The organism is Nitrospira sp. KM1 (assembly GCF_011405515.1).
Taxonomy (GTDB): Bacteria; Nitrospirota; Nitrospiria; order Nitrospirales; family Nitrospiraceae; genus Nitrospira_C.
This window is the reverse complement of record NZ_AP022671.1, coordinates 2460347-2472572: the sequence shown is the minus strand read 5'-3', so window position 1 is coordinate 2472572 and position 12226 is coordinate 2460347. Positions and strand designations below refer to the sequence as shown.

Here is a 12226-nt window from a genome sequence, read left to right as displayed (position 1 = left end):
ATCTCAGCCCACACCCATGCGAACGGTTCCTCGTCAACATTCTAGGCTCGTCGGCATGACAGCCGTGACCGTTATGCTGGCCTGGGTGGCCTGCGGAAGCGCCTGGGGGGGAGTTCCGCCATTGTTTGAAAATCTGGGCGCACTTCATCATCCCATCACGACCACCTCCGAGACGGCACAGCGTTATTTTGACCAGGGGTTGCGGCTGGTCTATGCCTTCAACCATGAGGAAGCCATCCGCTCGTTTGAGCAGGCGGCCTTGTTGGACCCGCAGGCGCCGATGCCGCATTGGGGAATTGCGCTCGCGCTCGGCCCGAACATCAATGCGGCGATGTCCAAGGACGATGAGCGGCGAGCCCTTGAGGCGATTAAGCAGGCCAAGGCCCGTGCCGCAGGAGGTGGCGAATTGGACAAAGCCTATGTCGATGCGCTCACCAAACGGTACATCGCCGCAAAAGGCGGCCGGCGCGCCGTGCTCAACAAGGCGTACGCGGATGCCATGCGATCCGTATGGCGGCAGTACCGCCATGATCCCGATGCTGGCGTCTTGTTCGCAGAGGCCTTGATGGATCTGCACCCGTGGGATCTGTGGACTGCGGATGGAAGCCCGAAGGCGGGCACCGATGAAATCGTCTCCGCTCTGGAAACGGTATTGGAAACTCACCCCGAGCACCCCGGTGCGTGCCATTTGTACATCCATGCGGTGGAAGCGTCGATGCACCCGGAGCGTGCTCTGCCTTGTGCAGACAGGCTGGCGAGTCTCATGCCCGGTGCCGGCCATTTGGTGCACATGCCGGCACACATCTACGCCAGACTCGGAAAGTATCACGATTCCGCTGAACACAACGCGCAGGCGGCCCGAGTCGACGAAGCCTATTTGGCAAGTCGGCATCTCTCCGGCGATTATGCGGACGGCTACTACAGTCATAATCTTCATTTCCTCTGGTCGTCAGTGACAATGGAAGGCCGAAGCGTGGAATCGCTGAGAGCAGCGCGTACGCTGCTCGGTACGATAACGGACGACGAAGTGCGTCACAATCGGCTCAAAGAACAATATGTGACAGCCAAATTGTTCACCTGGATCCGATTCGGACGCTGGGAGGAATTGTTGAAGGAGCCACCGCCGCCTAAAGATTTTCGGCTGGTGGAAAGTGTCTGGCGGTTAGGCCGAGGGCTTGCTTTGTCGGCGACGGGACGATTCCCAGGGGCGGCGGGCGAACAGCATGCGCTTGCCGGGCTCACCAAACAGATTCGGCGTACCAGATCGCCTGAAGAAAAAATTGAACGGGAACAGATCAGGATTGCCGAACGCATGTTGGCCGGGGAGATTGCCGTCCGCCGAGGACACTATGGGGAAGCGATCAAGGCTCTGCAAGAGGCCGTACGATTGGAGGAGGCGCTTCCGTATTCCGAACCCCCCCTCTGGCCGCTCTCGGTCAGGCACTATCTCGGTGCGGCCTTGCTCCTCGCTCAGCGCCAGGCCGAGGCCGAAGCGGTCTACCGGGCAGATCTCAAGCGATATCCAGAAAATGGGTGGGCTCTCTTCGGTCTCGCGCAAAGCCTGAAAGCTCAGCAAAAAGAGGATGAAGCGTCAGAAGTCGCTCGCCGTTTCGTGAAGGCATGGGAACATGCAGACGTGAATCTCGCGGCTTCCCGGTTTTGAAACCGCTGCGCCCGAGCGCACATGACTTTGACAACGCTGATGCACAAAAGGCTACAATCCGCAGACCACGCAGAGGAGACGTAGATGCGTTATGTGGTCGGGGTCATGGGGCCCGCCAAAGCAAGGAGAAAAGACATTGAGAACGCGCGCGCTCTTGGAGAACTCATTGCGCGGCGCGAATGGGTGCTTCTCACAGGCGGCCGAGACGTGGGCGTCATGCATGCCGCAAACCAAGGAGCCAAGCGCGTCCCTCGCAGTTTGACCGTCGGCGTCCTGCCGTCCACACGTGATCGAGTGTCCAAGTACGTCGATGTGGCCATCGTGACCGAAATGGGAAACGCCAGAAACAACATTTGTGTCTTGTCGAGTCATGTCATCGTTGCGTGCGGATTGGGAGGCGCCGGCACGGTTTCAGAAGTGGCCTTGGCCCTGAAGGCCGGAAAATACGTCATCCTCCTCGGCGCAACACCCGCTGAGGACAGGTTCTTCAAGAATCTCGGTGGCAAATCGGTGTTCAGCGTCCAAACGCCGGAGGATGCGATCAACGTGATCTTGAAAATGTTGGAGCAAGACGAGCGTCCGGCGATGCAAGGGCCGCAAACCTGGGCTCGGTTCTAATCCCCGTTGCCATCGTCCAGGGGTCCCAGCGGTTTGCCTTGCTTGTGACATAGCAGGCAAGCAGTGGAGAGTGCCGACACATCCGGTGCCGTGAACAACACGTAGATGTTGTAAGGAAGGCCTTCCTCCCGCGACCTACGTACCAGGGGTATGGAGATGAAGCGTGAACCGATGACGCGCACAGGATTGGCCGTGCTGCTGATCACGATGATGGCAGCAGTCGGAATTGGGATATCACAACGAACCATGTCTCAGGCTGGCGAGGTTGGTCGCTCGGCAAAAGCGTATTTTGCAGGAGGGTGTTTCTGGTGCATGGAAGAGGCCTTCGAGAAAATCGACGGCGTATCTGCCGTCACGTCAGGCTACATGGATGGGACGGTGAAGAATCCAAGCTATGAGGACGTCTCCTCGGGTCGAACCGGTCACGCGGAGTCGGTTGAAGTGCTATACGATCCGTCCAAAGTTTCTTACTCCCGACTTCTGGAATCGTTTTGGAAGAATGTCGATCCGATTACCGCGAACGCGCAATTCTGCGATCACGGATCGCAATATCGCTCCGCGATTTTCTATCAAAGCGAAGAGGAGAAACGGCTGGCGGAACAGTCTAAGCAGATGCTCGAACAATCGAAGAGATTCAAACAGCCCATCGTGACACAAATAGGACCGGCATCTGAATTTTTTTCTGCCGAGGATTATCATCAGGACTATTACAAAAAGAATCCCGTCCGGTACAAATTTTACAAATACACCTGTGGACGTGCTCAGCGCTTAGAGGAACTCTGGGGACATTCCGTCCCTACCGGGTAAATTTAGGCTGTAACTGGCACAAAAATGACGCAGACGAGGCATTGGACCGACAGGCTGGGGTGTGACGATATAGTCACGCTTACACTAAATATGAGTCGGAACAAATGGTTATGGATAAACCGTTGTGGCACGGAAGCTGCCATATACGGCAGGTATCATGAGAGGGCATACTCTTTGGAGTCGAGCTATCGGACTGTCATTGGCAGTGGGAGCCTCTGCAACATTTGTCTTCTACCCAGCCTGGACGAGCCTGGACGCAGACACGAGGCATAGTTATTCCAAAGAAGAAATCGGGCGCGCATTGGGATTCTATGCAAAACGAAACCGGTTGGATCCGGCGTTGCTCCGCGCGGTGATCAAGGCCGAGTCCGATTTTCGTCATGATGCAGTTTCACGAAAGGGCGCCGTCGGTCTCATGCAGCTGACGCCTGCCGCCGCCGTCTCCCTGCAGGTCACGGACCGCTATGATCCCATACAGAATATTCGAGGAGGTTCGAAGCATCTTCGGTATTTGCTCGATCGGTATGAAGGGAATCTGGCTCTCGCATTGGCAGCCTACAACGCAGGCGTGCACCGTGTGAAGGGCTCGTCCGTTCCGCAAATCGCAGAGACGCGAGCCTATGTCAAAAAAGTCATGAAATACTACCATCGCTACGCCGCACCCGCGTCAACAGCACGCCATCAAGCCTGAGACACTCCTGTTTCACGTTCTCGGTCATAGTTTGCTTTTCATCACGATAGCCCGTAACCGTTCACGCTGCGCCGGTCTGATTCCCACGAATTCGAGACCGAACGCCTGTCCGCTGACCCACCGTACGATCGCTTCATCGATACGCAGCGGCCAGGGTTGGTCCTGCAAGAAAATGGATAGCTTCAACGTCATGGCAGGTTTGACTTCGGTCACCGAGGTGGCTCTGCATCCACCGGTCGATATGTCGAGAATCGCGGCTTCACCCTCCAGATCCTCCTCGCCGAAAAAGAATAGGCGTCTGTCGATCTTGAGCCTTCTCCCACGCCGGTCAATACCCTCATCCTCTTTCTTGGTTCGATTGGAAGGGGCCGAAGGTTCATCCATTGGCGGGACCGGACCTTTCGAAGAAAAACGGAGGTGCAGTGTCGGCCCTGCGGTGGAATTCCGCAAGGCGGCGCAACTCTATCACAACCACATGATTGACTAAACTAGGCGGCTGGAGGGGTGTGGCCTGGCCAGTTGAAGGCTAAAGAGGCTTGACCTTTTGAACGATGCTCTGCCAAAAAAGAGGCTTTGTAAAGGGGAGACTGATGTGACCAAAAGAACCGTCAATCGACGTATCACACAACTCGGCCATTCGGAAATACGTGCGATGACTCAGGCCTGCGCACAACTCAAGGGTTTGAACATGGCTCAAGGAGTCTGCGACACCGCAGTTCCCGCCATCGTTCTGCAGGCTGCGGCCAGCGCTATCGATCGCGGAGATAACGTCTATTCGCGCTTCGATGGGTTGCCGCAATTACGGCAGGCGCTTGCAGTCAAGTTGCTGCGCGACAATGGGATTCACGCAGATCCTGAAACCGACATTACCGTCAGCGCAGGCGCCACTGGAGCGTTTCACGCCGCATGTCTGGCACTGTTGAATCCGGGAGACGAGGTCATCTTATTCGAGCCCTACTATCAATACCACATCAGCACGTTGCTGGCGGTCGAAGCCGTGCCGGTGATAGTGAAGATGGCGTCCCCGGAGTGGAGCCTCTCGTTGGACGCCGTCGAGCAAGCGGTCACCAAGAACACCAAAGCCTTGATCGTGAATTCGCCGGGGAATCCATCTGGAAAAGTTTTCAGCGTCCAGGAGATGGCTGGTGTAGGCGAAATCGCGAGGCGCCATGACCTCTTTGTGTTTACGGATGAAATCTATGAATACTTCCTGTACGACGGTCGCAGGCACGTCAGCATGGCCTCGTTGCCGGACATGGCCGAGCGGACGATTACCATAGGTGGATATTCCAAGACATTCAGCATTACCGGTTGGCGCATTGGCTATAGCGTCGCCACCGCTCAGTGGGCGCGAGCCATCGGTGCTATGAATGATCTGTTGTACGTGTGCGCACCGACTCCGCTCCAGGCGGGCGTCGCCTCCGGAATCCAGGCCCTCCCGCCCTCGTTCTATCACCAACTGGCGAAGGACTATGAAGCCAAACGGGACCGCTTCTGTGCAACGCTGGCGCAGGCAGGTCTCCGTCCATCCATTCCTGATGGGGCCTACTATGTGCTCGCGGATGCCGCAAGGTTGCCGGGCACAACCGGGAAGGAGCGTGCCATGCATCTGCTCGAACGTACCGGCGTGGCCGGGGTGCCAGGAGAAGCATTTTTTGCTGGGCAGGAAGGTTCACGATACCTACGGTTCAGTTACGCCAAAACGGATGCGGATCTGGATGAAGCTTGCCGGAGACTTTCGACGCTTGCCTGATATTCCTGTGAACGCTTGTTCAGGTACCGGGCTCATGGTATGAGAATCCCTATGTCTTGCACCGCAATAAAAGCCGTCCTGATCCCCATGACGCTGCTGCTCGCCGTAGGTTGTTCACGGCCTGTGGTCCGACCGGAAGCGGTTCCAGCCGCTATCCCGGATGTTTCCATCGAACGCAGTATCCTCGCGGGCGACTGGGATTATGAGGATGGGGCCGTCATCGCGCTCCGCCTGGACCGAGAGGGCAACGGAAACTATGCGTGGAAGGACGGTCGCTTCGAGACGACGGATTTGGCGGGGAGAATTTGGCTGGGAAGATGGATGCAAAAGGGCAATGACCGTGAAGGTGAATTCCGTGTCGAATTGTCGGATGATTTCTCAGAAGGAGAGGGCTCTTGGTGGTACACCCGAATCGGTGACGACCGCGCGCCGGCAGAAAAGGGTGGTACGTTTCGCCTCACGAGAAAAACCGAAGGGATTGCCGACAACAGTACGCCGACACCTCCCTGACCTTATACAGTCTGGTAACTGGAAAGTGGGTGATTGTGGTCTCACGCAAATGTCCCCGTTTTGCGGTTCAGCTTGAAGTCCGCTTCGGAAAAGAACATACCGAGACGAGTGGCACCATTCTGAATCTCTCCCAGGATGGGTGCATGATCATGACCGATCAGCCCGCGGAACCGGCGCAGTATCTGCAGTTGGATATGTATTTGGTTGACGGACATGCGCCGGTCCGTGTCAGCTTGGCGGCGGTGCGATGGTCGTCCGCGACCCGATTCGGGCTGGAATATATCAAGGTGGGATCCGAAGAACAGGAGAGGCTGAAACTCTTTATGGTCACACTCGGGGAAAATCCAATCAGGTAGGCTACCCCTTCGCAGGGGGTTCTCATTTCATGGCGACGGCGCGGACCTGTTTCAAAGTTGTCGTGCCACTCAAGACTTTCCGGACTCCATCCTGTAACAGCGTCACCATCCCGGCCTTGATAGCCGCCCGCTGGATCTCCGTGGTCTTCGCTCGCCCCTGAATCATGTTCTTGAGTTCCTCGGTATTACAGAACAATTCGTGAAGTGGTACCCGGCCCTTGAAGCCGGAATGATTACAGGCGGCGCAGCCTTGCTGGCGGCTCAACAAGAAGGTCTCGTCGTAGGAAATCCCAAGAGTCTCCCATTCCTGTTGGCCGTACGTGGCGGCCAATTCGTCGTATTCCGACTGGGGCGGATGATAGGACTGTTTACACATCGAGCACAGCCGCTTGCACAGTCGCTTGGCGATGATGCACAGCATTGAATCGGCAAAGTTGAACGAATCACATCCCATGTCAAGGAGGCGCGTGACGGTCTCCACAGCGCTGTTGGTGTGGAGGGTGCTCAGGACGAGGTGGCCGGTCAGCGACGCCTCGATCGCGACGTCGGCGGTCTCCTTGTCCCGCATCTCCCCGATCATGATGACGTCGGGATCCGCGCGGAGAAATGAACGCATGGCCGAGGCGAAGGTAAATCCGATCTTCGGGTGGATTTGGACCTGACGAAGACCGTCCTGTGTAATCTCGATGGGATCTTCAGCCGTCCAGATCTTCCGTTCATCGGTATTGAGCGATCGTAGAATGGCATGGAGGGTCGTCGTTTTGCCCGAGCCGGTCGGTCCGACGCACAAGATCAGGCCGTGAGGCTTTTCGGCCAGTTTCAGCAACGACCGGAGCATGTCCGGCGAGAATTCCATGGCCTCCAAGGGCAACGACTCCTTCGCGCTCAGCAACCTGAGCGCCACGTCTTCATTCCCGCCTGCGGTCGGAAGGGTCGCGACTCGCAGCTCGAGCGGGCGGTCGTCACCGAGTTTGAAGCGGATCTTGCCGTCCTGGGGTTTACGACGTTCGGAGATGTCCAGGCTGGCCATGATCTTGATACGGGAAACCAGGGCCCGGCGATAGGTTGCCGGCACCCGCATATAGGTGGAACACGTCCCGTCGATGCGGAAACGGACGGACGTTTCCTTCCGGTCCGAATAGGGTTCAATATGGATGTCCGAAGCTTCCTTTCGATACGCCTCCACGATGATCTGGTTGGCGAGGCGCACGATCGCCGAGTCATTCTCGTTAACCCCGGTTCCCTCGTTATCCGCGTCGCGCTCGGACCGGGCTTCAAGGCGAAGTTCGCCGAGTGTATCCGTAATGGATCCCATGTCCGTTTCCCCGGCCGCGACCATCAAATAGCGTTCAATGTCGCGCCTGAGGCTGACAGAGAACCGGATCGTCAGCCCGGGAAAGGCGCGCCTGATGTCGTGCCCCTTTTCGAGGTCATGGGGATTATCGATCAACACGTCGATGATTTGCCCCTGACGCTTGAACGGAATCCAGTTGTATTTTTTCAGGTAATCGTAACTGAGGTCTTTCAGCAGTTCTGGATCGGCGACAGAGCGGTCATCGAAGGGAACGTAGGCGCATGCGAAGAAGCCGCCGAGCGCCTTCCCCAGCTCGCTCTTGGGAATCCGGTACTTGTCGATCAGCAACGTTTCGAGATCGGAGGTGCCGGTCAAGGACTCTTGAATCGCCTTAATCAAATCCGATTGCCGGATAAAACCTTCCGCGATGAGCGAATCAAAGGCCTCGGGGTCGATAGTGGGTCTGGCGATCTTTTGCATGGATCGTTCGAAGAAGTCCCGGCCGGCGCCATTGACGCGTCGAGAACGAATATGTCGTCAGTATAAAGCATTACCTTCGACTTACAAGAATTTTGCGAAGGTTCGCTTCGATCGGCCATGTGCTGGAAGGACGGGCGGCGATTAGCGCGAGCGGTGCCTATCAGGAGAGGTGATGACTTCAAATACAGAAGAGTAGTCTACCTGTTGAATGCCTCGCCCGAGAGTTTGTCGGAACAGCGCAAGAACTCCTTCCAGGCCATCAAGGGCAAGCTGAGCCCGTTGACACTCCTGACGCACCAAGGTGAGATCTTTCATCATATGCTCGGTGGAGAAATTCGGGTGGTCGTACTGCCTAGCCAGGAGGCGGGGGAGTTTCTTCTCGAACGTTGGCGCAAACAAGGCACTCTCTTTCAGAACACTCATGAAAAGCTCCACCGAAACGTCTGCCCGTTGAATCAGTCCAAGGCTGAGCCCGAAGGCCGATACTTCAGCTGCAATCAGGTGATTGAGCGCCAATTTAAGTGCGGCCGCCGTGCCGACCGGTCCGGTGAAACGCGGTTCGTGGCTCAATGACCGCAAAACGGGGTTGACCTGATCAAAATGCTCACGAGTCCCTCCGAACATGACGAGAAGCGTTCCCGAGTTGGCCTCTGCCACGCTTCCAAGCACCGGCGCCTCGCAATAGGAACCACCGGCTTCTTCGACTTCCCGTTGGATCGCGAGGCTCTCATCAGGTCCGATCGTTCCCATCTGAACAATCGATCGACCCCGCAAGGACTGTTTGGATGAAGGCGCGAGCAGGACTGAGCGGATTGCCCTCGCATCAGCCAGGACGAGAATGACGCACTCGGATTGCTCAATGGCCTGCTCAGGCCTTTCGAAGACTGTCACCCCGCGCGATTGAAGTGGACGCGCCTTCTCAGGGGTGCGATTGAATACTGACAGAACATGACCGCAGGCCTGTAACCGTTCCGCAATTGCCAGGCCCAATAGGCCTGTCCCCAGCAACGAAACCGAACTGTCGACCTTCATGACGGAGCCTTCTTCTCTCGTGCGGTTGCGGCATGGGCTTCCAGCGCACGGCGTAGACCCGGCTCAGCCGTACCTGCTACCGCGACGACCCCATGAAAACGTGGAGTCGGCTGATTGAAGACGAATGCTCGACCCGATCCATCCGTAATGGATCCGCCTGCTTCGACGATCAGTAGCACTCCGGCAGCCAAATCCCATTCATTTTCTGACTCGATCGTGAGACTGGCCTGTGCGCGTCCGGCTGCGACAAGAGCCAGCGCGCTGGCGATAGAGAGGATCGGCCGGCAATGGACGGATTGTTCCATAGCACTCCAGCGGCCCGTTCTCAATTCCCAGGGGCTGACTAGGACGACGGGCCGATCATCCGGCTGAGGCGGCGGTGAGAGCGGCTTGCCGTTGAGCGAAAGGCCTTTCCCGCGAATCGCCGTGAAGAGCTCCCGGGTGGAAGGATTGAGAATGGCTGCCAAGACCGGGGTGCGATTTTCGACCAAGGCCACGGAAATGCAAAACTCCGGCAATCGGTTCACATAGGCCTTCGTGCCGTCGATCGGATCGACGATCCAGACGCGGGATTTGTTCAATCGGGTGAGATCATCCGGCGATTCCTCAGAAAGCCACCCGTCCGACGGAAAGTGCTCCTGCTGCATCCGGTGGAGGATCGCGTTGACTTCGAGGTCAGCCGTGGTGACCGGTGAATGATCTTTTTTCGTGTGGACTTCAAAGCCCAATTTCGCCAGCTCGAGCGACCGAGTGCCCGCTTGTCTTATGGCTTCCGTCAACCGTATCAACTCAGGTTCCATGGTTCATTCCCCAGGGTTTCCAATGAGAGACTAGCAGGTCCGTCGTTGTCGGGAAAGGGAAAGTCATCCGACGGCCGGGCCGGCTCTTGACCGATTGGTGAAACCTGCGTACAAGCTGAGCGTTGAGGGTCTTATGAAACTCGTGCAAAAGCGTTCCAGGAAGACTGGGCTCCCTCCCGGAACACTCGTCCATATCGGTGAGAAGAAATCCGAACAGGTGACGGTGACGGAATTCCGTTATTCCTCAGCCACCTGCAACGAGCGACAGGTCGACGGCTCATGGGACCTTGTGGCGCCTCCTGCGGACGACTCGACCGTATGGCTCAATGTCAGCGGGGTCCATAAGATGGAAGTGCTCGAGGCGTTCGGAAGACAATTCACTCTGCATCCCCTGTTGCTCGAGGACATCGCGAACACGGACCAGCGCCCCAAATTGGACGATTACGACACCCATGTGTTCCTCGTTATGAAGATGCTGACACCCACAGGACGTCAGGAGGTGATGGTCGAACAGGTCAGCCTGGTATTGGGACGAAACTTCGTACTGTCGTTCCAGGAAAATGGGACCGATGTGTTCGAGCCGGTGCGGGATCGACTGCGGGGAGGAAAAGGACGTCTTCGGCAGGCTGGACCAGATTACCTGCTGTACTCGCTCGTGGACGCCATCGTGGATCAATACTTTGCCGTGCTTGAGGGAGTCGGTGAAAAGATCGAATCGGTCCAACAAGTGGTGGTGGCCGATCCCAAACCGGACACGCTCAAGGACATTCACGCGCTCAAGCGGCAGTTGCTCTTCATCCGACGGGCGGTCTGGCCATTGCGCGATGTCATGAACAATTTGTCACGGTCGGATTGTCCGTTGCTCCAGCAGACCACGAAGATTTTCTTCCGGGATGTCTATGACCATGTCGTTCAGATCGTGGACACGATCGAAACGCTGCGGGAAATGGTATCGGCGAGCCTGGATATCTATCTTTCAAGCGTGAGTTATCGTCTGAACGCGGTCATGCGCGTGCTGACCGTCATTACCACTATCTTCATGCCGCTGAGCTTTATCGCCAGCATCTACGGGATGAATTTTGAAAATATGCCCGAATTGAAATTTGAATGGGGGTATCCCATCATCCTGGGGGTCATGGCCGCTGTCGGCATCGGAATGCTCATCGCATTTCGTAAGAAGCAGTGGTTATAACCCTGCTATTCTTGCAGCTCGACGCGATCCACAAAATAGGGCGTGTCACCGAAGCAGGTCGTGGGAAGATACCGATATTCCTTGTAATGAAGGATCACACGTTTTCCCAAGATCTTCGAGAGGTCGGTCGCCACGTTCTCGTCCCAAATTGTAAAATCCCACAAGACGGGCGCCAACCCCGGGACGGTCGTCATCGCCAGCTCACCTTCGTGAGTCTTGCAGAACCATCCCTTTTTGGAAAACTTCTGAATATACCCGGCCCGGCTGCCGTCGGAATAACTATAGTTGAACGCGACGAGCAAATACGCCGATCCAACGAACAGGATGAGGAGGAAAAAGAGTTTTGGGCGCCAAAGCCACATAACGGGAATGAGCAACGCAGACCGGTTCAACGGAGATTCATCCCTTACCGCCCAATATCGGCAAACAGCCAGGGCGCCTCGGCACGTCGTCGGGCCTCATAGGCGGCAATGGCTCCCTCGTGCTGCAATGTCAGCCCGATTGAGTCCAGGCCACGGAATAGACAATCCTTCCTGAACGGATCGATCGCGAACCGATAGGTCCCACCTGCCGGCCCAGTCACGAGCTGAGTGTCCAGATCGACGGTCGCTTGCGCGCCGGGAGTTGCGATGACGTCACGCATGAGATCTTGCACTTCTTCGGCCTGTAACGTCACTGGAAGGATGCCGTTTTGAAGGCAGTTGTTGTAAAAAATGTCGGCAAAGCTCGGCGCAATGATGCAGCGAAAGCCCTGATCGAGCAAGGCCCACGGCGCGTGCTCTCTGGACGACCCGCAGCCGAAGTTATCCCTGGTCAGCAGAATCGCCGCCCCCGCGTAACGAGGTTGGTTTAAAAAGAACGCCGGATCAGCCGATCCATCTTTCAACTTCCGCCAGTCGTAAAACAGCCCTTCGCGCAATCCCGTCCGCTTGATGGTCTTCAGGAACTGCTTCGGGATGATCTGGTCCGTATCGACATTCATGCGATCGAGAACGGCTACTCGCCCTGTCAATGTGGTAAAGGCCTGCAT

14 protein-coding genes are annotated in these 12226 nt (G+C 56.6%); 8 read left to right on the top strand and 6 right to left on the bottom strand.

Annotation, left to right across the window (positions count from 1 at the left end; all coding sequences use genetic code 11):
• Nucleotides 1-55: 55 nt before the first annotated feature.
• From W02_RS11450 to W02_RS11435, 4 genes are all read left to right on the top strand, one after another.
• A complete protein-coding gene (locus W02_RS11450) occupies nt 56-1663 on the top strand; it encodes a hypothetical protein (RefSeq protein WP_173047794.1) in 1608 nt (535 codons plus the stop codon).
• Nucleotides 1664-1747: 84 nt separating this feature from the next.
• Entirely contained in the window at nt 1748-2281 is a 534-nt protein-coding gene (locus W02_RS11445) for an LOG family protein (RefSeq protein ID WP_173047792.1), read from the top strand.
• A 156-nt stretch (nt 2282-2437) separates the two neighbouring features.
• Entirely contained in the window at nt 2438-3088 is a 651-nt protein-coding gene (msrA, locus tag W02_RS11440) for a peptide-methionine (S)-S-oxide reductase MsrA (protein ID WP_232068524.1), read from the top strand.
• Between the two features lie 124 nt (nt 3089-3212).
• A complete protein-coding gene (locus tag W02_RS11435; RefSeq protein ID WP_232068523.1) occupies nt 3213-3779 on the top strand; it encodes a lytic transglycosylase domain-containing protein in 567 nt (188 codons plus the stop codon).
• 24 nt (nt 3780-3803) lie between these two features.
• Here the strand turns inward: W02_RS11435 and W02_RS11430 are convergent, their stop codons facing one another.
• Nucleotides 3804-4163, bottom strand: a complete 360-nt coding sequence (locus W02_RS11430; RefSeq protein ID WP_173047790.1) for a PilZ domain-containing protein — start codon at nt 4161-4163, stop codon at nt 3804-3806.
• 208 nt (nt 4164-4371) lie between these two features.
• On the opposite strand from W02_RS11430, the gene W02_RS11425 reads away from it, so the two are divergent.
• Genes W02_RS11425 through W02_RS11415 form a run of 3 tightly spaced genes read left to right on the top strand, consistent with a single transcriptional unit; the run spans nt 4372 to nt 6398 of the window.
• Complete coding sequence (locus tag W02_RS11425; protein WP_232068522.1) at nt 4372-5532, top strand: pyridoxal phosphate-dependent aminotransferase; 1161 nt, start codon at nt 4372-4374, stop codon at nt 5530-5532.
• A gap of 51 nt (nt 5533-5583) precedes the next feature.
• A complete protein-coding gene (locus W02_RS11420; protein ID WP_173047788.1) occupies nt 5584-6042 on the top strand; it encodes a hypothetical protein in 459 nt (152 codons plus the stop codon).
• A gap of 29 nt (nt 6043-6071) precedes the next feature.
• On the top strand, nt 6072-6398 hold the full coding sequence (locus tag W02_RS11415) for a PilZ domain-containing protein (RefSeq protein WP_370467926.1): 327 nt from the start codon (nt 6072-6074) through the stop codon (nt 6396-6398).
• A 22-nt stretch (nt 6399-6420) separates the two neighbouring features.
• Here W02_RS11415 and W02_RS11410 read toward each other — a convergent pair whose 3' ends face one another.
• From W02_RS11410 to W02_RS11400, 3 genes are all read right to left on the bottom strand, one after another.
• The gene (locus W02_RS11410) at nt 6421-8172 is read right to left on the bottom strand and encodes a GspE/PulE family protein (RefSeq protein WP_173047784.1); all 1752 of its coding nucleotides are present in this window, start codon (nt 8170-8172) and stop codon (nt 6421-6423) included.
• Between the two features lie 141 nt (nt 8173-8313).
• Nucleotides 8314-9204 (bottom strand): NAD(P)-dependent oxidoreductase, encoded by an 891-nt coding sequence (locus W02_RS11405; RefSeq protein WP_173047782.1) that lies wholly within the window; start codon nt 9202-9204, stop codon nt 8314-8316.
• Nucleotides 9201-10004 (bottom strand): 3'(2'),5'-bisphosphate nucleotidase CysQ, encoded by an 804-nt coding sequence (locus W02_RS11400; RefSeq protein ID WP_173047780.1) that lies wholly within the window; start codon nt 10002-10004, stop codon nt 9201-9203. The genes W02_RS11405 and W02_RS11400 overlap by 4 nt, the downstream gene beginning before the upstream one ends.
• 133 nt (nt 10005-10137) lie before the next feature.
• Here W02_RS11400 and corA point away from each other — a divergent pair, with 133 nt between their 5' ends.
• A complete protein-coding gene (gene corA, locus W02_RS11395; RefSeq protein ID WP_173047778.1) occupies nt 10138-11196 on the top strand; it encodes a magnesium/cobalt transporter CorA in 1059 nt (352 codons plus the stop codon).
• Nucleotides 11197-11201: 5 nt separating this feature from the next.
• On the opposite strand, the gene W02_RS11390 is transcribed toward corA, so the two are convergent.
• Nucleotides 11202-11588, bottom strand: a complete 387-nt coding sequence (locus tag W02_RS11390; RefSeq protein ID WP_173047776.1) for a hypothetical protein — start codon at nt 11586-11588, stop codon at nt 11202-11204.
• Nucleotides 11589-11602: 14 nt separating this feature from the next.
• Nucleotides 11603-12226, bottom strand: a complete 624-nt coding sequence (leuD, locus tag W02_RS11385) for a 3-isopropylmalate dehydratase small subunit (protein WP_173047774.1) — start codon at nt 12224-12226, stop codon at nt 11603-11605.

What these genes read in the sequence shown, in the direction of transcription:
- W02_RS11450 (WP_173047794.1), top strand. Translation starts at nt 56, where the DNA reads ATGACAGCCGTGACCGTTATGCTGGCCTGGGTGGCCTGCGGAAGCGCC.
- W02_RS11445 (WP_173047792.1), top strand. Translation starts at nt 1,748, where the DNA reads ATGCGTTATGTGGTCGGGGTCATGGGGCCCGCCAAAGCAAGGAGAAAA.
- msrA (WP_232068524.1), top strand. Translation starts at nt 2,438, where the DNA reads ATGAAGCGTGAACCGATGACGCGCACAGGATTGGCCGTGCTGCTGATC.
- W02_RS11430 (WP_173047790.1), bottom strand. Translation starts at nt 4,163, where the DNA reads ATGGATGAACCTTCGGCCCCTTCCAATCGAACCAAGAAAGAGGATGAG.
- W02_RS11420 (WP_173047788.1), top strand. Translation starts at nt 5,584, where the DNA reads ATGTCTTGCACCGCAATAAAAGCCGTCCTGATCCCCATGACGCTGCTG.
- W02_RS11410 (WP_173047784.1), bottom strand. Translation starts at nt 8,172, where the DNA reads ATGCAAAAGATCGCCAGACCCACTATCGACCCCGAGGCCTTTGATTCG.
- W02_RS11405 (WP_173047782.1), bottom strand. Translation starts at nt 9,204, where the DNA reads ATGAAGGTCGACAGTTCGGTTTCGTTGCTGGGGACAGGCCTATTGGGC.
- W02_RS11400 (WP_173047780.1), bottom strand. Translation starts at nt 10,004, where the DNA reads ATGGAACCTGAGTTGATACGGTTGACGGAAGCCATAAGACAAGCGGGC.
- corA (WP_173047778.1), top strand. Translation starts at nt 10,138, where the DNA reads ATGAAACTCGTGCAAAAGCGTTCCAGGAAGACTGGGCTCCCTCCCGGA.
- leuD (WP_173047774.1), bottom strand. Translation starts at nt 12,226, where the DNA reads ATGCAGGCCTTTACCACATTGACAGGGCGAGTAGCCGTTCTCGATCGC.